16 protein-coding genes are annotated in these 21,560 nt (G+C 72.7%); 12 read left to right on the forward strand and 4 right to left on the reverse strand.

Annotated elements, in window-relative coordinates:
* The first annotated feature begins 69 nt into the window (after positions 1-69).
* From ACU6P3_RS25970 to ACU6P3_RS25980, 3 genes are all read left to right on the forward strand, one after another.
* A complete protein-coding gene (locus ACU6P3_RS25970; protein WP_447198074.1) occupies positions 70-735 on the forward strand; it encodes a GNAT family N-acetyltransferase in 666 nt (221 codons plus the stop codon).
* A 308-nt stretch (positions 736-1,043) separates the two neighbouring features.
* The gene (locus tag ACU6P3_RS25975; protein WP_447198075.1) at positions 1,044-2,954 is read left to right on the forward strand and encodes an IucA/IucC family protein; all 1,911 of its coding nucleotides are present in this window, start codon (positions 1,044-1,046) and stop codon (positions 2,952-2,954) included.
* Between the two features lie 38 nt (positions 2,955-2,992).
* A complete protein-coding gene (locus ACU6P3_RS25980) occupies positions 2,993-4,963 on the forward strand; it encodes an ATP-dependent DNA helicase (RefSeq protein WP_447194336.1) in 1,971 nt (656 codons plus the stop codon).
* Positions 4,964-5,257: 294 nt separating this feature from the next.
* Here ACU6P3_RS25980 and lexA read toward each other — a convergent pair whose 3' ends face one another.
* Entirely contained in the window at positions 5,258-6,043 is a 786-nt protein-coding gene (gene lexA, locus ACU6P3_RS25985) for a transcriptional repressor LexA (RefSeq protein WP_030745363.1), read from the reverse strand.
* 523 nt (positions 6,044-6,566) lie between these two features.
* Between lexA and nrdR the strand changes: the two genes are divergently transcribed.
* Together nrdR and ACU6P3_RS25995 are read left to right on the forward strand one after the other, a co-directional pair.
* Positions 6,567-7,076, forward strand: coding sequence for a transcriptional regulator NrdR (nrdR, locus tag ACU6P3_RS25990; RefSeq protein ID WP_030745360.1), 510 nt, complete (start codon positions 6,567-6,569; stop codon positions 7,074-7,076).
* 143 nt (positions 7,077-7,219) lie between these two features.
* On the forward strand, positions 7,220-10,102 hold the full coding sequence (locus ACU6P3_RS25995) for a vitamin B12-dependent ribonucleotide reductase (protein WP_447194337.1): 2,883 nt from the start codon (positions 7,220-7,222) through the stop codon (positions 10,100-10,102).
* Positions 10,103-10,243: 141 nt separating this feature from the next.
* Here the strand turns inward: ACU6P3_RS25995 and ACU6P3_RS26000 are convergent, their stop codons facing one another.
* Positions 10,244-10,771, reverse strand: coding sequence for a TerD family protein (locus tag ACU6P3_RS26000; protein WP_447194338.1), 528 nt, complete (start codon positions 10,769-10,771; stop codon positions 10,244-10,246).
* Positions 10,772-11,006: 235 nt separating this feature from the next.
* Between ACU6P3_RS26000 and ACU6P3_RS26005 the strand changes: the two genes are divergently transcribed.
* The 6 genes from ACU6P3_RS26005 (at position 11,007) to ACU6P3_RS26030 (ending at position 16,978) form a co-directional block, all read left to right on the forward strand.
* A complete protein-coding gene (locus ACU6P3_RS26005; protein WP_447194339.1) occupies positions 11,007-11,612 on the forward strand; it encodes a YdbC family protein in 606 nt (201 codons plus the stop codon).
* 54 nt (positions 11,613-11,666) lie between these two features.
* A complete protein-coding gene (locus ACU6P3_RS26010; RefSeq protein WP_447194340.1) occupies positions 11,667-12,326 on the forward strand; it encodes a histidine phosphatase family protein in 660 nt (219 codons plus the stop codon).
* A gap of 12 nt (positions 12,327-12,338) precedes the next feature.
* Complete coding sequence (locus tag ACU6P3_RS26015; protein ID WP_447194341.1) at positions 12,339-13,331, forward strand: ADP-ribosylglycohydrolase family protein; 993 nt, start codon at positions 12,339-12,341, stop codon at positions 13,329-13,331.
* Between the two features lie 241 nt (positions 13,332-13,572).
* Positions 13,573-15,258, forward strand: coding sequence for a DUF4153 domain-containing protein (locus tag ACU6P3_RS26020; RefSeq protein WP_447194342.1), 1,686 nt, complete (start codon positions 13,573-13,575; stop codon positions 15,256-15,258).
* 180 nt (positions 15,259-15,438) lie between these two features.
* Positions 15,439-16,149, forward strand: coding sequence for a ribonuclease HII (rnhB, locus tag ACU6P3_RS26025; protein WP_447194343.1), 711 nt, complete (start codon positions 15,439-15,441; stop codon positions 16,147-16,149).
* A gap of 151 nt (positions 16,150-16,300) precedes the next feature.
* Positions 16,301-16,978, forward strand: coding sequence for a hypothetical protein (locus ACU6P3_RS26030; protein ID WP_447194344.1), 678 nt, complete (start codon positions 16,301-16,303; stop codon positions 16,976-16,978).
* Between the two features lie 112 nt (positions 16,979-17,090).
* Here ACU6P3_RS26030 and ACU6P3_RS26035 read toward each other — a convergent pair whose 3' ends face one another.
* The gene (locus ACU6P3_RS26035) at positions 17,091-17,720 is read right to left on the reverse strand and encodes a hypothetical protein (protein WP_447194345.1); all 630 of its coding nucleotides are present in this window, start codon (positions 17,718-17,720) and stop codon (positions 17,091-17,093) included.
* A 215-nt stretch (positions 17,721-17,935) separates the two neighbouring features.
* Positions 17,936-20,116, reverse strand: a complete 2,181-nt coding sequence (locus ACU6P3_RS26040) for a RecQ family ATP-dependent DNA helicase (RefSeq protein ID WP_447194346.1) — start codon at positions 20,114-20,116, stop codon at positions 17,936-17,938.
* 111 nt (positions 20,117-20,227) lie between these two features.
* Here ACU6P3_RS26040 and ACU6P3_RS26045 point away from each other — a divergent pair, with 111 nt between their 5' ends.
* A complete protein-coding gene (locus ACU6P3_RS26045; RefSeq protein ID WP_447194347.1) occupies positions 20,228-21,544 on the forward strand; it encodes a DUF4192 domain-containing protein in 1,317 nt (438 codons plus the stop codon).
* Positions 21,545-21,560 lie beyond the last annotated feature (16 nt).

Genomic DNA, 21,560 nt, shown 5'->3' on the forward strand with positions numbered 1-21,560 from the left:
GAGCGGGGCCAGGATCCGGATTTCAACGCAGCTTCGGGGGAGGACGAACCGATGACCGTGTCCGCAGCGATGGGCAAGGAACCGGCCGACGCGAGGGCGCCCGGGGACGTGAGGAGCGGCGAGGAGGCGCCGGGTGAGCGACCGGCGGCCGGGCGGCCGGCCGGTGATCTGCTCGACGCCCTTCCCGGCTGGGGCGCGGCCACCACCCCCGTGGGCGTGTTCCGGCTCGTCCCCGTCGTGCTGGCACGCGATCTGGCACGGATCGGCCGCTGGATGAACGACCCGGCGGTGGCCGCCTTCTGGAACCTCGCCGGGCCGGACGACGTCACCGCCGGCCATCTGCGCCCCCAGCTCGACGGCGACGGGCGCAGCGTCCCCTGCCTGGGGGTGCTGGACGGCACCCCGATGAGTTACTGGGAGATCTACCGGGCGGACCTGGACCCGCTCGCGCGCCACTATCCCGCCCGGCCCCACGACACCGGGATACACCTCTTGGTCGGAGGCGTCGCCAACAGGGGCCGCGGCGTGGGCACCACGCTCCTGCGGGCGGTGGCCGACCTGATCCTCGACCACCGCCCCCGGTGCGGGCGCGTCGTCGCGGAGCCCGACCTGCGCAACACACCGTCCGTGTCCGCGTTCCTCGGCGCCGGGTTCCGCTTCGGCGCCGAGATCGACCTGCCCGACAAACGGGCCGCTCTGATGGTCCGCGACCGCGCGTACCGCGAACTCCTCTGAGCGGCCCGTTCAGCCCGTCCCTGCCCACCGCGACCGTCGATTCCCTCGTGCTCACCCCGCGTCCACCACGCCACCGCGACTCCGCTTCCACCGCGACACCGCGTCAACCCCGCCAGTCGAATCAACCCAACCGCTCGATCGTCATCGGTTCCCTCCCCGAGGAGTCCCTCGTGCCGAAGCACGTTCCGAAGTCCGCCCCCGCGCCCGACTCCACCGCCGGGTCCATAGCCGGGTCCGTCACCGAATCCATAGCCGGTGCCAGTGCCGGTGCCGGGGCCACAACCGAACCCGGGTCACCCGCGCCGGGCGTGCCGGACGCGCCGGGCGTGCCGGACGCGCCGGGCGTATCGCGCGTGCCGGACGATCCCACCGTTCTGTTCTCCCCGCCCGAGTTGAACCCCCTCGCCTGGCGTCGGGCCGGCAGCCGCCTCCTCGCCAAGCTGCTCGCGGAGTTCGCGTACGAGGAGATCGTCCGGCCCGTCCCGGGCCCCGCCGACGACGCCGACCGCCCGGGCACCGCCCCGGGGACCGCCGCGTACTCCCGCTACACCCTCCTGCTCGACGCGGGCGAGACGCTCACCTTCCTGGCCGCCCGCGGCTCGTACGACAGCTGGCGGGTCGACCCCGACTCGCTCCTCTGCGACGGCCGTCCCCTCACCGACCCGCTGCGCTTCCTCGTCCTGTCCCGCCGGCAACTGGGTCTGGACGGCGAGACCCTGGGGCACCTCGTACGGGAGCTCACCACGACGCTCGCCGCCGACGCCCGGCTCGACCACACCGCCCTCCCGGCCGCGCGCCTCGCCGACCTCGGCTACGCCGAACTGGAAGGCCACCAGACCGGGCACCCGTGGATCGTCCTCAACAAGGGCCGGGTCGGCTTCTCCGCCACCGACACCGCCCGCTGGGCACCCGAGGGCCGCACGCCCGCCAGGCTGCCCTGGATCGCGGTCAGCACCTCGCTCGCCGCCTACCGGGGTGTCGAGGCGCTGGCCACCCCCGATCGGCTGTACGAGGGGGAACTCGACGCCGGGACGCGCGAGCGCTTCGACGCGGTCCTGCGCGACCGGGGGCTCGACCCCGCCGCGTACCTCTACCTCCCCGTCCACCCATGGCAGTGGGACGACGTGCTGGTGCACCTGTACGCGCCGGCCCTGGCCGAAGGGGCGATCGTCCCGCTCCCCACCGACGGCGACCTCCGCCTGCCGCAGCAGTCCATCCGTACCTTCCTGAACGTGAGCCGGCCCGAGCGGCACACGGTCAAGCTGCCCCTGTCGATTCTCAACACCCTGGTCTGGCGCGGTCTGCCCACCGAGCGCACGCTGGCGGCGCCCGCCGTCACCGCGTGGGTCCACTCCCTGCGGGACGCCGATCCGTTCCTGCGCGAGCGGTGCCGGGTGATCCTGCTGGGCGAGGTCGCCTCCGTCACCGTCGAGCACCCGCTGTACGACCACCTCCCCGAAGTCCCGTACCAGTACAAGGAACTGCTCGGAGCCATCTGGCGCGAGCCCCTCCAGGCCCGGCTGGCCCCCGGCGAGCGAGCCCGGACGCTCGCGTCGCTCATCCATACGGATCCGCGGGGGCGCGCGTTCACCGCGGAACTGGTCGAGCGCTCCGGGCTGGCCGCCGCCGACTGGCTCCAGCGGCTCTTCGCGGCGATGCTGCCGCCCCTGCTGCACTTCCTCTACCGATACGGGACGGTCTTCTCCCCGCACGGCGAGAACGCCATCGTCGTCTTCGACGAGCGGGACGTGCCCGTGCGGCTGGCGGTGAAGGACTTCGTCGACGACGTCAACGTCAGCGCCCGGCCGCTGCCGGAGCACGAGTCGATGCCCGCGGACGTGAAGGACGTCCTCCTCACGGAGGAGCCCGGCTTCCTCACCCAGTTCATCCATTCCGGGCTCTTCGTGGGGGTGTTCCGCTATCTGGCCCCGCTGTGCGAGGAGCAACTGGGCGTTCCCGAGGCGGAGTTCTGGGCCCTCGTGCGGGCCGAGATACTGCGCTACCAGGCCGGTTTCCCGGAGCTGAAGGAGCGCTTCGAGCTGTTCGACCTGCTCACGCCCCGGATCGAGCGGCTCTGTCTGAACCGGAACCGGCTCCACCTGGACGGTTACCGGGACCGGTCGGAGCGGCCGCACGCCGCCGTGCACGGCACGGTCCCCAACCCGCTGGCCGCCGTGGCGCACGGTGCCCCGGCCGCGCGGTTGCCCTCGAACGAGTGACGCCCGTTGTCGGTGGCGCCCCGTAGTCTGGTCGGGCTATGACGAAGCCATCACTCCCCGAGCTCCTCCATGCCGCCGTCACCTCGGTCGGCGGCATGGAAAGGCCAGGCCAGGTCGCCATGGCCGAGGCCGTCGCCGAGGCCATCGACGCCCCGTCCCACCTGCTCGTCCAGGCCGGGACCGGCACCGGAAAGTCCCTGGGCTACCTGGTGCCGGCCCTGGCGCACGGAGAGCGGGTCGTGGTGGCCACCGCGACCCTGGCGCTGCAGCGCCAGCTCGTGGAGCGGGACCTGCCGCGCACGGTCGACGCACTGCACCCGCTGCTGCGCCGGCGCCCGGAGTTCGCCATGCTCAAGGGCCGGTCGAACTACCTCTGTCTGCACCGCCTGCACGAAGGCATGCCGCAGGACGAGGACGAAGGGCTCTTCGACCAGTTCGAGGCGGCCGCGCCCAGCAGCAAACTGGGCCAGGACCTGCTGCGGATGCGGGACTGGGCGGACGACACGGAGACCGGTGACCGCGACGACCTCACGCCCGGCGTGTCCGACCGCGCCTGGTCCCAGGTCTCCGTCACCTCCCGGGAGTGCCTCGGCGCGTCGAAGTGCGCCTACGGAGCCGAGTGCTTCGCGGAGATGGCCCGGGAGCGCGCCAAGCTCGCCGATGTCGTCGTCACCAATCACGCGCTGCTGGCGATCGACGCGATCGAGGGGGCCCCGGTCCTCCCGCAGCACGAGGTGCTGATCGTGGACGAGGCGCACGAGCTGGTCTCCCGGGTCACCGGCGTGGCCACGGGCGAGCTCACGCCCGGCCAGGTCCAGCGAGCCGTCCGGCGGGCGGCGAAGCTGGTCGACGAGAAGGTGGCGGACGCGCTCCAGACGGCGGCCGAGGGCTTCGAGCGCGTCATGGAGCTGGCTCTGCCCGGGCGGCTGGAGGAGATCCCCGAGGACCTGGGCTACGCCCTGACGGCGCTGCGGGACGCCTCCCGTACGGTCATCTCGGCGCTGGGCTCGACACGCGACGCGTCCGTGCAGGACGAGGACGTCGTACGGAAGCAGGCCCTCGGCTCCGTCGAGTCCGTCCACGGCGTCGCGGAGCGGATCGTGGCCGGTTCCGAGTACGACGTGGTCTGGTTCGAGCGGCACGACCGCTTCGGCGCGTCCCTGCGGGTCGCCCCGCTGTCCGTCTCGGGGCTGCTGCGGGAGAAGCTCTTCGCGGACCGCTCGGTCGTGCTCACCTCCGCCACCCTCAAGCTGGGTGGCGACTTCAACGGAGTGGGCGCCTCGCTCGGGCTGGCGCCGGAGGGCACGGAGGGCGACGACCTGCCCCAGTGGAAGGGCATCGACGTCGGTTCCCCCTTCGACTACCGCAAGCAGGGCATCCTGTACGTGGCCCGCCATCTGAACACCCCGGGCCGGGAGGGCTCGCGCGGCGACATGATGGACGAGCTGGCGGAGCTGGTGGAGGCGGCCGGTGGCCGCACGCTCGGCCTCTTCTCCTCGATGCGGGCCGCCCAGGCCGCGGCGGAGGAGCTGCGCGGCCGGCTGGACCTGCCGGTCCTGCTCCAGGGCGAGGACACCCTCGGCGAGCTGATCAAGACCTTCGCCGCCGATCCGAAGACCTGTCTGTTCGGCACGCTCTCGCTGTGGCAGGGCGTCGATGTGCCGGGGCCCAGCTCCCAGCTGGTGGTGATGGACCGCATCCCGTTCCCCCGCCCGGACGACCCCTTGATGAGCGCGCGGCAGAAGGCGGTGGAGGAGGCCGGCGGCAATGGCTTCATGTCGGTGGCCGCGACGCACGCGGCGCTGCTGATGGCCCAGGGGGCGGGCCGCCTGGTGCGGGCGAGCGGCGACCGGGGGGTCGTGGCCGTCCTGGACCCGAGGCTCGCCACCGCGCGCTACGGCAGCTTCCTGCGGGCGTCGCTGCCCGAGTTCTGGTACACGACGGACCGCAACCAGGTCCGCCGGTCCCTGGCCGCGATCGACGAGGCCGCCCGTGCGGCCGGTACGTAGTCCGACCTGCGCCTATGCCTGGCCGATGCCTGCGCCTATGCCCGTGCCCGGTCCGGCCGCATGCCGTGTCGATCCGGCCGCGTGCCGTGTCGGGCCGGGGGCGTGGAGCACGGTCCGAACGCGTCCGCATACGCCGGGACACGACGTCCAACGGGATGCGGGCGACACGACAGGGCCGCGAACACGACGTTGCGGTACCCGCCGTCATCCGGTGAGTACCGCAACGGTTCGACTTCGCCAGGGAAACCGGCCCACGGGCCGGAGACCGTCGGCGTCCGCGTGCTCTCAGCGCGGTCAGACGCGGCGGAGGACCGCCACCACCTTGCCGAGGATCGTCGCCTCGTCACCGGGGATCGGCTGGTACGCCGCGTTGTGGGGGAGGAGCCATACGTGCCCGTCCTCGCGCCGGAAGCGCTTGACGGTCGCCTCGCCGTCCAGCATCGCGGCCACGATGTCCCCGTTCTCCGCGACGGGCTGGCGGCGGACCGTCACCCAGTCACCGTCGCAGATCGCGGCCTCGATCATCGAGTCGCCGACGACCTTCAGGACGAACAGCTCGCCGTCGCCCACCAGCTGGCGGGGGAGCGGGAAGACGTCCTCGACGGACTCCTCCGCGAGGATCGGCCCGCCGGCGGCGATCCGGCCGACCAGCGGCACGTACGAGGCGGCGGGCTTGCCGGTCGTGTCCGTCGCCTGCGTGCTCGGCTGGTCGGAGCCCCGGACCTCGTACGCCCGCGGCCGGTGCGGGTCACGGCGGAGGAAGCCCTTGCGCTCCAGGGCCATCAGCTGATGGGCGACCGACGACGTGCTGGACAGCCCCACGGCCTGGCCGATCTCCCGCATCGACGGCGGGTAGCCGCGGCGCTGGACGGAGTCGCGGATGACCTCGATGACCCTCCGCTGCCGGTCCGTGAGCCCGGAGCTGTCGGCCCTGATGCCTGGAGGCCGGCCGGGCAGCGAACGGCCGGGCTTGGGCCCCTCCGGGGTCGTGGCGGCGTCATTCATGGTGTGTACCGGCTCGAGTCGGCTCGGGGAGCGGTCCTGCGCGGTGATGGTGGCACTGTCTGCGGTGGTGGTCACGTCGGCCCCTCTCGATGTGTTCTCCCTAGCTCGACAACGGTAGTAGCTTTCGAAAGGTTGCGCCAAACACACGTTCGAGTGAAAAATCGCAGAGTAACCGCCGTAAGGGACCTCCCGGGTGTATAGGCCGTATCGGGCCTCGAGGTGAGGGCCTCGTGGCGGGGCGGCGCGGAGCCGTACGGTGCCGCGCGTGGGCCGCTCCCGGCCGGCCCTCCCGGTGGCCGCGCGGTCGGCCGTCGGCGGCCCCCGGGCGTCCGCCCGGAGCGCCCCTCCCGTACGCTCGACGCCGGTCCGCGCGCCCGGGAAACGCCCGGGGAGATGCCGCCCGCCCGCCCGACACGCATACGGGCACGGTGCGGCAAACCCCCAGATCTAGTGGTTGGATTGTCGCCGCCGCCCAGAAGTTGTGGTCCCCCGTCGTTGAACGCGGTGGCGATCGCCTATGCTGGGGATCGCTTCGAGGGGCTCTTCGCGGGTCTCGACGGGGCTGTTTCGTCGCGCTGTGAAGGAGGGATCGGGAGCCATGCACTGTCCCTTCTGCAGGCACCCCGACAGTCGTGTGGTCGACAGTCGCACCACCGACGACGGGACGTCGATCCGCCGCCGTCGCCAGTGCCCCGACTGCTCCCGTCGCTTCACGACGGTCGAGACGGCGTCACTGATGGTGATCAAGCGCAGCGGCGTGACCGAGCCCTTCAGCCGCACCAAGGTCATCTCCGGTGTCCGCAAGGCATGCCAGGGGCGGCCCGTCACCGAGGACGCCCTCGCCCAGCTCGGCCAGCGGGTCGAGGAGGCGGTGCGCGCCACCGGGAGTGCCGAGCTGACCACCCACGACGTGGGGCTGGCCATACTCGGTCCGCTGCGGGAACTCGACCTCGTCGCGTACCTGCGTTTCGCGTCCGTGTACCGGGCGTTCGACTCGCTCGAAGATTTCGAGGCCGCCATCGCGGAACTCCGCGAGCGGCCTCCCTCGGAAGAAGGCGGCGCCGCCGGCGACCGGGAGGTCCCCGCGTCCGTCACCGCCGCGGACTGACCGGCCGGGCCGGCCCCGGCCGCTTCGCGGCGATCAAGACCTGTCACGGGTGTGCTCACGCGCCCCGGGCATCACACACATCCCCCGTGTCATGGGAAGAAGACGGCACGGCAGGGCGTTTTTGTACGTATATGGGAGGCGGCATGACAGAGACGGCGAGTGGTCCGGCGCGGAGTTCCCGAGCCAAGGGGGCGAAGGCTGCCAAGGGACTGCGTGTCGAGCGGATCCACACCACACCCGGCGTGCACCCGTACGACGAGGTGTCGTGGGAGAGCCGTGACGTCGTCATGACCAACTGGCGCGACGGCTCGGTCAACTTCGAGCAGCGTGGCGTCGAGTTCCCCGACTTCTGGTCGATGAACGCGGTCAACATCGTCACCAGCAAGTACTTCCGCGGGGCCGTCGGCACCCCGCAGCGCGAGACCGGCCTCAAGCAGCTCATCGACCGGATCGTGAAGACGTACCGGAAGGCCGGCGAGGACTACCACTACTTCGCCTCCCCCGCCGAGGCCGAGATCTTCGAGCACGAGCTGGCCTACGCCCTGCTGCACCAGATCTTCAGCTTCAACTCGCCGGTGTGGTTCAACGTCGGCACGCCGCAGCCGCAGCAGGTCTCGGCCTGCTTCATCCTGTCCGTCGAGGACTCCATGGACTCGATCCTCGACTGGTACAAGGAAGAGGGGATGATCTTCAAGGGGGGCTCCGGCGCCGGCCTGAACCTCTCCCGCATCCGTTCCTCCAAGGAACTCCTCTCATCCGGCGGCAACGCCTCGGGTCCGGTCTCCTTCATGCGCGGCGCGGACGCGTCCGCGGGAACGATCAAGTCCGGCGGCGCCACCCGCCGGGCGGCCAAAATGGTCATCCTGGACGTCGACCACCCCGACATCGAGGACTTCATCGAGACCAAGGTCAAGGAGGAGGAGAAGATCCGCGCCCTGCGCGACGCGGGCTTCGACATGGACCTGGGCGGCGACGACATCACGTCCGTCCAGTACCAGAACGCCAACAACTCGGTCCGCGTGAACGACGAGTTCATGCGGGCCGTCGAGAACGGCGGCACGTTCGGCCTGCGCGCCCGGATGACCGGCGAGGTCATCGAAGAGGTCGAGGCCAAGGCGCTCTTCCGCAAGATGGCCGAGGCCGCGTGGGCCTGCGCCGACCCCGGCATCCAGTACGACGACACGATCAACCACTGGCACACCTGCCCCGAGTCGGGCCGGATCAACGGCTCGAACCCGTGCAGCGAGTACATGCACCTGGACAACACCTCGTGCAACCTGGCCTCGTTGAACCTGATGAAGTTCCTGAAGGACGACGGGCAGGGCAACCAGGCCTTCGAGGCCGAGCGCTTCGCCAAGGTGGTGGAGCTGGTCATCACCGCGATGGACATCTCCATCTGCTTCGCGGACTTCCCCACGCAGAAGATCGGCGAGAACACCCGCGCCTACCGCCAGCTCGGCATCGGCTACGCCAACCTCGGCGCCCTGCTGATGGCCACGGGCCACGCGTACGACTCCGACGGCGGCCGCAGCCTCGCCGGCGCCATCACCTCCCTGATGACGGGCACCTCCTACCGCCGCTCCGCCGAGCTGGCCGCGGTCGTCGGCGCGTACGACGGCTACGCCCGCAACGCCACGCCGCACAAGCGCGTCATGAAGCAGCACGCCGACGCCAACGCCGCCGCAGTCCGCGTGGACGACCTGGACACCCCCGTCTGGGCCGCCGCCACGGAGGCATGGCAGGACGTGCTCCGCCTCGGCGAGAAGAACGGATTCCGCAACGCGCAGGCGTCGGTCATCGCGCCCACCGGCACGATCGGCCTCGCGATGTCCTGTGACACCACCGGCCTGGAGCCCGACCTCGCCCTGGTCAAGTTCAAGAAGCTGGTCGGCGGCGGCTCGATGCAGATCGTCAACGGCACGGTCCCGCAGGCGCTGCGCCGCCTCGGCTACCAGTCCGAGCAGGTCGAGGCGATCGTCGCCCACATCGCCGAGCACGGCAATGTGATCGACGCCCCCGGCCTGAAGGCCGAGCACTACGAGGTCTTCGACTGCGCGATGGGCGAGCGCTCCATCTCCGCCATGGGTCACGTCCGCATGATGGCGGCCATCCAGCCCTGGATCAGCGGTGCGCTGTCCAAGACGGTGAACCTCCCCGAGAGCGCCACCGTCGAGGACGTCGAGGAGGTCTACTTCGAGGCGTGGAAGATGGGCGTCAAGGCGCTCGCCATCTACCGCGACAACTGCAAGGTCGGCCAGCCCCTCTCCGCCAAGAAGAAGGAGGAGGAGAAGGTCGCCGAGAAGGCCGAGGAAGTACTGCGCGAGGCCGTCGAGAAGGTCATCGAGTACCGGCCCGTCCGCAAGCGCCTCCCCAAGGGCCGTCCCGGGCTGACCACCTCCTTCACGGTGGGTGGCGCCGAGGGCTACATGACCGCCAACTCCTACCCGGACGACGGCCTCGGCGAGGTGTTCCTCAAGATGTCCAAGCAGGGCTCCACCCTGGCGGGCATGATGGACGCCTTCTCCATCGCCGTCTCCGTCGGCCTCCAGTACGGCGTGCCGCTGGAGACCTACGTCTCCAAGTTCACCAACATGCGCTTCGAGCCGGCCGGTATGACGGACGACCCGGACGTGCGGATGGCCCAGTCCATCGTCGACTACATCTTCCGCCGTCTCGCGCTGGACTTCCTGCCCTTCGAGACCCGCTCCGCCCTGGGGATCCACTCCGCGGAGGAGCGCCAGCGCCACCTGGACACCGGCTCGTACGAACCGGTCGAGGAGGACCTGGAGGACCCGGCCGACGAGGCGCCGGCCCGGCCCGCCAACCTGCGCCCCGAGGCGTCCGCCCCAGCGGCCGCGGCCACGGTCCCGGCACCCAAGGAGGCCCACACCTCGGCCGAACTGGTCGAGATGCAGCTCGGTATCAGCGCCGACGCCCCGCTCTGCTTCTCCTGCGGTACGAAGATGCAGCGCGCCGGCTCCTGCTACATCTGCGAGGGCTGCGGCTCCACGAGCGGCTGCAGCTGACCGTCCGCCCGCCGCCGGTACGCCCGGTGGGGCCCGGTGGTGAGGGACGCTGTCCGAGGGGCGGTGAGCCGGTGGGCTCGCCGCCCCTCGGGGCGTGCCGCCCGAAGGGCCCGGGTGGTACGGGGGGCCGGGCGGCCCCGGTCAGGCGAGGTCGCCCATCACGGAACCGAAGGACTGCGGGTCGGTGTCGAAACCGCGCACGACCGTGCGGAACCGCCAGGCTCCCGAGGCGTCGCGGGTGAACTCGGCGAAGGTCGCGGCCGTGGCACCGGCGACGGCGGAGAAGTCGTGCTCCGCCAGCTCCGTGTAGCCCTCCAGCACGCGGACCGCCGGACCGGTTATGTCGGCGAACGTCCGCCGCCCGTCGCGCTGCTGGATGACCACGCCCACCACCACGCGGGTGTACCTGGGCGCGAGCCGCTCCAGCTCCAGCGTCATCTCCTCGTCGGAGCCGAAGCCCTGCCCCGTCCGGCTCTGCCGGTCGAGGGTGATCGTCCCGTCCGGCGAACGACTGTCGAAGTGCACCAGGTAGTCCGGAGCGGCGCCCGCGCCCTCCGACGTGTAGGTCGCGGCGACCAGATCCAGGTCGTGCGGGGCCGCGCCCAGCGGACTGGGATCCCACTTGAGCGTGACCTCGACCTTGGCCACTCCTCTGTTGAGGTTGCTCACGACTTTTCCCTCCTCGGAACCGGGGCCGGATCCCCGAGCCTCGTACGCAAGGCTAGACGGCTCCACCGACAACGCGCTTGCCGGCCGGGGCGGTTGGCCGGAGACGGCCGGACACCCGTCTGGTCGGGGGCGGCGATCCGGACGTACGAGCGTGACGGACGCCGGCCGCACGCGCGTGACGCACGTCGGCGTACGAGCGTGACGGACGCCACCTCGCGCCCCGTACGATGGCGCGGTGCTGGTCAAGTGGATTCGCTGCACCGTGATCGACCGACGAGGGTTCGAGCGCGGGCAGCGGAAATGGGCGGGGTTGCTCGGTGAACCGGGGTTCCGGGGGCAGAGCGGGGGCTGGAGCAGGACCCGGCCGGATGTCGCGCACATCTTCTCCTTCTGGGAGAGCCGAGCGTTCTACGACTCCTTCATGGCGCGCTCGCACGACCGCCTCGCCGCGGCGCAGTCCGGCACGCACAAGGACACGCAGGCCAGGCTGTTCGACTACCGCTTCGACGTGAAGACGGGCTTCGAGCCGCGGTTCACCGACGCGGACGTGGTCCGGGTCGCGCACTGCAAGGTGCACGAGGACCGGGTGGAGCACTTCGCCCTGATGCAGGAGAAGGTCTGGAACCCCGCGATGGCGGGATCGCCGGGGATGGTGCGCGGACTGTTCGGAGAGGCGCCCGGCAACGAGTTCATCGTGCTGTCGATGTGGCAGTCGGCCGCCGAGCACGGGAAGTACCGGGTCGAACGGGTGGAGCGGCTGACGCTGCGCGCGCAGACGGCCGCGGACGTGGCGGCCCTGGCGGGTGACATCGTCGATCTTGAGCCGTCCTGGACGGTCTGACGCGTGTCATCCGGCTGTCCCGGTGCCGGGGGACGGGGCCGTAGGCTCTGAGGCATGGCACGACCGCGACGCATCGTTCTCGTCCGGCACGGCGAGTCGGAGGGCAACGCAGACGACTCGGTGTACGAACGCGAGCCCGACCACGCCCTGCGACTGACCGGGAAGGGCTGCCGGCAGGCGGAGCACACCGGTACGCGGCTGCGGGAGCTGTTCGGACGGGAGCGCGTGAGCGTGTACGTGTCCCCCTACCGCCGCGCCCACGAGACGCTGCGGGCGTTCGCCCTCGATCCGGAGCTCGTACGGGTGCGGGAGGAGCCGCGGCTCCGGGAACAGGACTGGGGGAACTGGCAGGACCGGGAGGACGTACGGCTCCAGAAGGCGTACCGCGACGCCTACGGGCACTTCTTCTACCGCTTCGCCCAAGGGGAGTCGGGCGCCGACGTGTACGACCGGGTCAGCGCCTTCCTGGAGTCCCTCCACCGGAGCTTCGGGGAGCCCGGCGCGCCCGAGAACGTCCTCCTGGTGACGCACGGCCTGACCATGCGGCTGTTCTGCATGCGGTGGTTCCACTGGACGGTGGCGGAGTTCGAGTCGCTGTCCAACCCCGGCAACGGGGAGACCCGGGTCCTGGAGCTCGGCCCGGACGACAGGTACACCTTGGACAGGCCGTTCGAGCGCTGGCGCGTTCCCGAACCGTACGGTCCCACTGGATAGGGTGACATCGCGATGACCGTTGACCACACACCTGACCGGAGCCCGCGGGAAGACCTCCCCACATCCGACCCCACCGATACGGCGGGAGTGCCCGGCCGGCGCCTGGGCCGGGCCCTGGCCAGTCTGCGGGGGCTTTCCGTCGGAGACGCCCTGGGCTCCCAGTTCTTCGTCCCGTCGAACCTTCCGTACCTCAAGCGGCGGGAGCTCCCGCCCGGGCCCTGGCAGTGGACCGACGACACCGAGATGGCCGCCTCGGTCGTGGCGGTCCTGGCCGCGCACGGCCGGATCGACCAGGACGCGCTGGCGCGGTCCTTCGCCGAGCGCCACGACTTCGACCGCGGTTACGGGCCCGCCGTGAACCGGATGCTCCGGCTGGTCCGGGAGGGCGGTGACTGGCGGGAACTGGCCGCCGGACTCTTCAACGGGCAGGGCTCCTGGGGCAACGGGGCCGCGATGCGGATCGCCCCGCTCGGCGCCTGGTACGCCGGCGAACCGGAGCAGGCCGCGCACCAGGCCGAGATCTCCGCGTACACCACGCACCAGCACCCCGAGGCCGTGGCGGGCGCCATGGCCGTGGCGGCGGCCGCGGCGCTCGTGGCGGCCGGACCGGACACGCCGGGGCCGACGGACCCGGGCGGCGGCGCCGAGGCACTGCTGGACGCGGTGGTGGCACTGCTGCCGCGCACCGCCGTCGGCGCGGGACTGCGCCGGGCGCGGGACATGCTGGACTACGACGACGCGGCCACCGTGGCGGCCGTCCTCGGCTGCGGGCGGCGCACCGCGGCGCACGACACCGTTCCCTTCGCACTCTGGTCCGCGGCGCGTGCGCTGGGCGACTTCGAGCGTGCTTTCTGGACGACGGCCCAGGTGGGCGGTGACGTGGACACCACCTGCGCCATCGTCGGGGGAGTGCTCGCGGCGGCGGACGCGGGGGCGCCTCCGGCGCTCTGGCGGGAACGAACGGAAGAGCCGCCGGACTGGGTGCCCACCGTGCCGTCCCACTGACACGGCCGCCGGCACGCCTACCGGCGCGTCGCGGGATTTCCGCCGGCCCGCCGCGCCGCGAGACGGCGCGGCGGGATGTCACGGTCCTGCCACACTCCCCGGCGGGCGAACTGATGTCCGGATCCCCATGGTTAGTCTTTCGGCCCACGCCCTGATGATCTTGACGGGCATGCGTCACCGAGATGTCCGGACCCGGCGTGCCGCGTCGCCGCCGTACGGGACCGGGCCGGGGAGGGGACCCATGACAGGCAGACCGACCGAGCCCGCGCCGGGACAGGAGCCGGAACCGGCGCAGGAGACGAAACCGGACCCGGGCCCGGACCCGAGGCCGGAGCCCTCACCCGGACCGTCCCCCGGAGGGACGCCTCCGGCCCGCCCGAACCCCACCGCGGCGCCCGACTGGCGGCAGTGGCAGCCCGCGCCGCCCGGACCCCCCGCCTGGGCCGTCGCGGTCCGCGCCGCCGCCCCGGCCCGGATCCGCCCCGCCACGCTCTGGTCGGTCCTGGCGACCGCCCTGCTCGGTGCCCTGATGCTGACCGACGGCGCGGGGCTGAACCTGCTGATCGTGGCGGCCCCGGCCGCCCTCGCCGCCTGCTTCGCGGCCCGAGCGGCCGCCCGTCGCCCGCGCCCCTGGACCTTGGTGTGGGCCGTGGGCGGACCGGCCCTCCTCACAGTGCCCGCCCTGCGGGACGGCGGACTGCCCACCTTCCTCGCGGTCGTCTCCGCCCTCGCGCTCGGAGCGCTGGCCCTGCACGGCAGCCGCACCTGGGCGGGGCTCGTGTTCGCCCCGCTGGGCCTGATCGGGGCGGTCGGCCCGGGCGTCGCCTGGGGCTGGCACGGTCTGCGCGCCCGCATGGCAGGATCGCGGGGCCGCTGGATGCCCGTTCTGCGTACGATCGCCGTCGCCGCGGTCCTGCTGACCGTCTTCGGCGCGCTCTTCTCGGCGGCCGACGCCGCGTTCGCCGATCTGCTCGGCGCCCTGACCCCCGTTGTCCCGGTCGTGGAGGGGCCCTGGCGCTTCCTGATGTTCGCGGTCGGGCTCGGCGGCGCACTCGCCGCCGCGCGCACGGCGGCGGCCCCCCTGCGCTGGGACCGTCTCGCCCTGGCGCCGGGACGGGCGCGCGGGAGAGTCGAGTGGGCGCTGCCGCTGATCGTCCTCAACCTCCTCTTCGCCGCCTTCATCGCCGTGCAGCTCGCCGTGCTCCTGGGCGGGTACGACGAGGTCCTGGCCCGGACCGGTCTCAGCCGCGCCGAGTACGCGCGCCAGGGTTTCTGGCAGTTGCTGTGGGTCACGTTCCTCGTTCTCGTCGTCATCGCTCTCGCCGGGCGCTGGGCGCCGCGCGGCGGCCCCCGCGACCGCACCCTGGTCCGTACCGTGCTGGGCGTCCTGTGCGCGCTGGCGCTCGTCGTGGTCGCCTCCGCCCTGCGCCGCATGGATCTGTACGTCGACGCCTACGGGCTGACCCGGCTGCGGATCTCGGTGGCGGCGGTGGAGCTCTGGCTCGGCGTGGTGATCATCCTGGTGCTGGTCGCCGGGGCCGTCGGCGGACGGTGGCTGCCGCGTGCCGTCGCGGCGAGCGCCGCCGCCTCCGTTCTCGCGTACGGGCTGCTCTCGCCGGACGCGCTCGTCGCGGAGCGCAACGTCCGCCTCTACGAACAGCAGCGGAAGATCGACGTCGGTTACTTCCAGCAGCTGTCCGCCGACGCGGTGCCCGCGCTGGACCGGCTGCCCGAGCCGCTGCGCTCGTGCGCCCTGCTCGGCATCGAGCGGAACCTGGGCGGCGAGGACGAGCCGTGGTACGCGACGAGCTGGTCCGAACACCGGGCACGGGAGATACTCGCGCTGCGCGAACCCGACGCCACGGCGTCCTGCGCCGACCGGGGCAGGAGCATGCCGTACGAGGGCGAACCCGGCCCGGCCGACTGACCGGCACCCCGTCGGCGGGCCTCGGTCGGCCGACGGGGTGCGTGCCCGGACCGAGGGCGGTCCGAAACCGGGCTTCGCGCGCGTAAGACGCCGATATCCCGTCACCGAACCACGTTCCCGAGCCGCGTGCGGTACCCGGTCTGTCGCGCCGGGTTCGGGCGGCGTAACCTTGCTGGTGCCATGCCGTACGAACCACCCACGCACACTGTTGAGCGCTCGCTCCGCGCCACAACGGATGCCAGAATCATCGCCGGCGTCGACGAAGTCGGACGGGGGGCGTGGGCGGGGCCGGTCACGGTGTGCGCGGCCGTCACCGGACTGCGCAGACCTCCGGTCGGTCTCACCGACTCCAAACTGCTCACCATGAAGCGCCGCACGGAGCTGGCCGGTGAGCTGGCGGGATGGGTCACCTCCCACGCCTTCGGGCACGCCTCCCCGGAGGAGATCGACGACTTCGGGATGACCGCGGCGCTCAGGCTGGCCGCCGTACGTGCCCTCGAGGCGCTGCCGGTACGGCCCGACGCGGTGATCCTGGACGGCAAGCACGACTATCTCGGAGGTCCCTGGCGGGTGCGTACGGTCATCAAGGGCGACCAGTCCTGTGTCTCGGTGGCGGCCGCCTCGGTGCTCGCCAAGGTGCGCAGGGACGCGATGATGGCCGAACTGGGCGCGGGAGCCGCCGCCTACGCCCCCTTCGCCTTCGAGGCCAACGCCGGCTATCCCTCGCCGGTGCACAAGGCGGCCTTGAGGGAATGGGGTCCTACGGCGCACCACCGGCTGTCGTGGGCGTACATGGACGCGCTGCCCCAGTGGCGGCACCTGAGGAAGGTCCGGATCTCCGACGCGGCCGCCGAGCTGGAAAGCGGGGGCCAACTCGGCTTCGATTTCTGACCCTTCGAGCGCGGCGGTCCCCCGTACGGGGGCGCCGGTGAAACGTACGGCCTGCGTGCCTTCCCGGTGCGGCAGGCACGTGGGTGTGAATACGCCCACGAACCGAACCCAACCGATGCTTTTCGCACCGGTGTTTGATAGACAACCAGCCATGCCTCTCATCCCTCAGGAGCCTCAGATTCACGAGAGAGCCCAGGGTTCCAGCGCCACGCCGGCCAGCGGCCGTACGGCGCCGACCCCTCGACCTGTCCCCGGTCCGCGACCCGTCCCCGGGCCGCGCTCCGCGGCCGCACCGCGCCCCGGCCGTCCGGGGCCCGGTCCCGCGAGGCCCGCGCCGCCGGCGCAGCGCTCGCACAACTCCGCCGGGAAGCCCCAGGCTCCCGGATCCGCCGCTCACTCCTCCTCGGCGTCCTCCGCCTCCTCGGCGCCCGGGTCGTCCGGTCCGCAGATCCAGCTGATCCCCACCTCCGCCGACGCTGCTCTCGGCGCGGCCGAGGAGGCCGTCGACCTGCTGCTCGACTCCGGTCGCGCGCCGGGCGACATCCTCGTTCTCACCACCGGGGAACAGCACCCGTGGGCCACGCACGAGCTGTCGTTCGGCGAGGCCTCCTACTGGGCCCAGCACGACGCCGGGGACGACGTGTTCTTCGCCGGCGCGGCCGCGGTCGCCCGTGCGCGGCCGCGTCCCGTCGTGGTGGTCGCGGTCAACGGCGGCGCCGACACCCTTTCCCAGGTACTGCGCCTGGCCCGGGAACGAGCGGGCGCGCTGCTCGTCGTGTGTGGCGGTGACGCCCAGCGTGTGCGGGACGTGCTCGGCGCGGGCGGCTGAGGCGACGCCCGGCCGTGTCCCGGCCGCCCCTTCCGGGTGGCCGGGGCCGCCGCGCGTTCGCCGGGCGACCGGTCGTCGCCGGACTCGGTGCGCGGCTCCGTCGTCCGGGCGCTCAGCGGGCGGCCGTGCGGCGCAGCATCTCCACGGCGGTGCCACCGCCGCCCGGTGGAGCGGGGCCGGGTTCGGCCACCGACTCCGCCAGCGCGGCGGGCGGGGAGGCGGAGTGAGGGCGACGGCCCCCACGGCCCTCGCCCAGCACCTGCCAGCCGCCCCCGGTGAGGACGAGGTACGCGCCGCAGCGCAGACCGTGCAGGGTGCAGGCGTCCCGCAGCCCCCACATCCAGGCGCCGTCCTGGGGCGTCCACCGTTCGTCGCCGTCGCGGCAGAAGAGCAGGACGGCGGTGCGTATCGGCGTGCGACGGCGCAGATCGTGCGGGATGACCCGGCGCAGGTGGGCCAGCAGCGCGTTGCGATAGTCCCAACCGTCCACTTGGGCGGCGCGCGGCACGAACGAGGCGCTGGCCGCGAGCCGTTCCTCGTGATCGAGGACGGCCACGACGGCGGTACCCACGAGGGGCTCGTGCCGGCTGTGCAGGCCACTGACGACCTCACGCGGGTTGCGCAGCAGGGGAATTCCCGCGGCTGCCCATTCGGCGGGTTCCAGCATCCTGGTGGGGTGGCTGACGGAACGTGCCCCCGCGCTGATCGACGTGGACGCGGACGGAGCGGATCCGAAGGTCAATGGTCCTCCCTTCGCATACGCGCCCACCGGGTGGGCAGAGGCGGTAGTGGGCGCGCCGCGGCCCGGCGCCAACGGGCGCTGCCGGACCGTACGGGGACGCTTCCAATTCTCGCTGTCGCACGGGCGTGCGGCAACGAGCAATTGGCGCGGGCGCCTGGAATGCCCGCCGATGCCGTGTATATCCCCGCACGTCGTGTCCCTGCCGTCCACTCCTGTCACCCCTGAACGGCGAGGACCAGCGGAAACACCCCCTGCGCGCCGGCCCTGCGCAGCAGCCGGGCGGCCACCGCCAGGGTCCACCCGCTGTCGGCGAGGTCGTCGACGAGCAGGACGGGGCCACCGGCCGACGCGACCGCGTCCGCCAGCTCCGCCGGCACGGTCAGTGTTTCGTGCAGGGCCCGCACCCGCTGGGCGCTGTTCGTACGGGACGGCCGGGTGCCCTCCGCCCCCGGGGCGTACGTGACCGTGCCCAGCAGGGGCATCCGGCCGACCTCGGCGATCCTCCCGCCGAGCGAGGCCACCAGCCGAGGCCTGCCGCGTGAGGCCATCGTGACCACACCGGCCGGCCGGAGCGGTGCGTCGGGCGCCCCCGACGCCCAGCCGCCGGGGCCCTTCGCCCAGTCCGCGAGCACTCGCACCACGGCATCGGCGACATCGTCGGGCACCGGACCCGCATCGGCCGGGGGCACCTGCTCCGTCAGCAGCGGGCGGAGCCGGTTCCCCCAGCCGATGTCGGACAGGCGCCCCAGCGCCCGGCCCGCGAAGGACCGTTCCCCCTCCGGGATGCGCCCCTTGAGACCGACACCGACCGAGGCGAGCCCGGTCGGCCACATCGTGCGCGGCGCCACCTCCACACCGGGCCTGCCCAGCTCCCCGCGCGCCGCGTCCAGAGCGGCGTCGGTCACCTTCGTCTCGAACCGCGGCCCCGCGCAGTTGTCACACCGTCCGCACGGGGCGGCCTCCTCGTCGTCCAGTTGCCGGCGCAGGAACTCCATCCGGCAGCCGGTGGCCCCGGCGTAGTCGCGCATCGACTGCTGTTCGGCCTCCCGCTGCCGCGCCACCCAGGCGTACCGCTCCGCGTCGTACACCCACGGCGCCCCCGTGGCCGTCCAGCCGCCCTTCACGCGGCGCACCGCGCCGTCCACGTCGAGCACCTTGAGCATGGTCTCCAGGCGGGTGCGCCGCAGCTCGACCAGCGGTTCCAGGGCGGGCAAGGACAGCGGCCGGTCGCTGTTCCCCAGCACGTCGAGGGTGCGGCGGACCAGCTCCTCGGGCGGGAACGCCACCGAGGCGAAGTACCGCCAGATGGCCTCGTCCTCCGTGCCGGGCAGCAACAGCACCTCCGCGTGCTCCACCCCGCGCCCGGCGCGGCCCACCTGCTGGTAATAGGCGATGGGGGAGGAGGGCGACCCGAGATGGACCACGAAACCGAGGTCGGGCTTGTCGAATCCCATGCCGAGCGCGGAGGTGGCCACCAGGGCCTTGACCCTGTTGGCCAGCAGATCGTCCTCGGCCTGCTGGCGGTCCGCGTTCTCCGTACGGCCCGTGTACGGGGCGACGGTGTGCCCGCACTGGCGCAGGTACGCGGTGACCTCCTCCGCCGCCGCGACCGTCAGGGTGTAGATGATGCCGGAGCCGGGCAGCTCGCCGAGGTGATCGGCCAGCCAGGCCAGCCGGTGTGCCGCGTCGGGCAGCCGGAGCACATGGAGACTGAGGCTCTCCCGGTCCAGCGGCCCGCGCAGCACCAGCGCGTCCGTGCCCGCGCCCGTCCCGAGCTGCTCGGCGACGTCCGCCGTCACCCGCGCGTTCGCCGTCGCCGTGGTGGCGAGGACCGGGACGCCCGCCGGCAGCTCCGCGAGCATGGTGCGCAGCCGCCGGTAGTCGGGCCGGAAGTCATGGCCCCAGTCCGAGATGCAGTGCGCCTCGTCGACCACCAGCAATCCGGTCGCCGCCGCGAGCCGGGGCAGGACCTGGTCGCGGAAGTCCGGGTTGTTCAGCCGCTCCGGGCTGACCAGCAGGACGTCGACCTCGCCCGCCGCGATCTCGTCCTGGACCGTTCCCCACTCCTCCGCGTTGGACGAGTTGATGGTCCGCGCGCGGATCCCGGCCCGCGCCGCGGCCTCCACCTGATTGCGCATCAGCGCGAGCAGCGGGGAGACGATCACGGTCGGGCCCGCGCCGCGCTGCCGCAGCAGCGAGGTCGCCACGAAATACACCGCCGACTTGCCCCAGCCGGTCCGCTGGACGACCAGTGCCCTGCGCTTGTCCGCGACGAGTGCCTCGATGGCCCGCCACTGGTCCTCGCGCAGGCGGGCGGTGCCGGTGGTGTCACCGACGAGTCGGGCGAGGACGGAGTCGGCCGAGGCGCGGAGGTCCGAGCGGTCTGAGTTGGTCATGCCCCCATGCAACCCGATGGCTCCGACACCGCGCCAACGCGACCCCGAGCCTGTGGACAACAGTTATCCACAGGGGTCGCGGGAGCGCGTCCGATGCGGGACGGTCGTGCCATGAACCAGCACCGTGAATCCCACGAACCGACCGGATCCGCCGACGGGCAGCAGATCACGCTGCGCAGCCCGGCGGAACTCGCCGACGCGCTGCCGTACCTGCTCGGCTTCCACCCCACCGACTCCATCGTCATGGTCGCGCTGCACGGCGAGCGGGGCCGCTTCGGCGGGCGGCTCAGGCTCGGCATCCCGCGGGCGCCGCAGGAATGGGCGCCGGTGGCCGAGCAGCTCGCCGAGTGCCTGATCGAGGGGAGCGAGCGGCGTGGCTCCCGGCCCGACGGCATCGTGGCCTTCCTCTGCCAGGACCCCGCGGGAGGAGAGACGGGCCGGCGGGTGATGGAGCGCCTGCGTCCCCTGGCGCAGCGGCTGCGCACCGCCTGCGGAAGCCTCGACGTCCCCGTCTACGAGGTGCTGTGCATCTCGGAGGGCCGCTTCTGGTCCTACTGCTGTCCGGACGTCCGCTGCTGCCCGCCCGAAGGGACGGGCCTCGCCCTGCCGGGCACATCGGTGATGGCCGCGGCCGCCGCCTACGCCGGGGTGCGGGTGCGCGGCTCGCTGCGGGAGATGGAGGCACGGCTGGCGCCGTGGCCCGCCGCGGAGGCGGAGGACCAGGCGCGGGCCCTGGACGACGCGGGGGCGGCGCTCGTGCCCAGGATCCTGGCCGGAGCCGGCCGGAAACAGGTCGCGGAGGAAACCCTGAAGCTGGCGGAATCGCTGATGGAGCGGTTGGCGCAGGCACCGGTGCCCGCCACGGGCCGCACCGACCAGGACGCCGAGGACGACCGGCTCATCGGCCATGACGAGGCCGCGGCCGTCATCGTCGGCCTTCAGGACCGGGAGACCCGGGACCGCGCGGCCGAGTGGATGGAAGGCCCCGAGGCGGCACCCGCGTTACGTCTCTGGCGCACGTTGGCCCGCCGCTGCGCCGGCCCGTACGGCGAGTACGCCACGGCGCCGCTGACCCTCGCGGCGTGGGTCTCCTGGTCCACCGGCGACGAGCCGGCCGCCCGGGTCGCTCTCGCGCTCGCCCTGCGGACCGACCCCCGGTACGTCTTCGCCCAACTGCTCCACCAGGCGTGCAACGAAGGGCTCGATCCGGAAGCGCTGCGCCGTTGCCTGCGCTCGGAGCGGCAGGAGCGTGCCCGCCACGGACAGCGCGCGGCGCTCCCGAAGTCCGGACGGCCGGGGCCGCGCCCGGCCCACCCGGGCTCCGTACGCAAGGCCCTCCCGGCCGCGGGGTCACGTCCCGGCGCGACGACGGCCCCGGAGCGGGCGCGGGGGCGGACCGGCAGGCGCGGCACCAGGAGCGGCAGGTGAGCGCCCAGCGCCCGGC

The organism is Streptomyces hebeiensis (genome assembly GCF_052983195.1).

Excerpts from the sequence above, each read along its gene's own strand:
- ACU6P3_RS25970 (WP_447198074.1), top strand. The coding sequence starts at position 70 with ATGGGCAAGGAACCGGCCGACGCGAGGGCGCCCGGGGACGTGAGGAGC.
- ACU6P3_RS25980 (WP_447194336.1), top strand. The coding sequence starts at position 2,993 with ATGACGAAGCCATCACTCCCCGAGCTCCTCCATGCCGCCGTCACCTCG.
- nrdR (WP_030745360.1), top strand. The coding sequence starts at position 6,567 with ATGCACTGTCCCTTCTGCAGGCACCCCGACAGTCGTGTGGTCGACAGT.
- ACU6P3_RS25995 (WP_447194337.1), top strand. The coding sequence starts at position 7,220 with ATGACAGAGACGGCGAGTGGTCCGGCGCGGAGTTCCCGAGCCAAGGGG.
- ACU6P3_RS26010 (WP_447194340.1), top strand. The coding sequence starts at position 11,667 with ATGGCACGACCGCGACGCATCGTTCTCGTCCGGCACGGCGAGTCGGAG.
- ACU6P3_RS26015 (WP_447194341.1), top strand. The coding sequence starts at position 12,339 with ATGACCGTTGACCACACACCTGACCGGAGCCCGCGGGAAGACCTCCCC.
- ACU6P3_RS26020 (WP_447194342.1), top strand. The coding sequence starts at position 13,573 with ATGACAGGCAGACCGACCGAGCCCGCGCCGGGACAGGAGCCGGAACCG.
- rnhB (WP_447194343.1), top strand. The coding sequence starts at position 15,439 with ATGCCGTACGAACCACCCACGCACACTGTTGAGCGCTCGCTCCGCGCC.
- ACU6P3_RS26030 (WP_447194344.1), top strand. The coding sequence starts at position 16,301 with ATGCCTCTCATCCCTCAGGAGCCTCAGATTCACGAGAGAGCCCAGGGT.
- ACU6P3_RS26040 (WP_447194346.1), bottom strand. The coding sequence starts at position 20,116 with ATGACCAACTCAGACCGCTCGGACCTCCGCGCCTCGGCCGACTCCGTC.
- ACU6P3_RS26045 (WP_447194347.1), top strand. The coding sequence starts at position 20,228 with ATGAACCAGCACCGTGAATCCCACGAACCGACCGGATCCGCCGACGGG.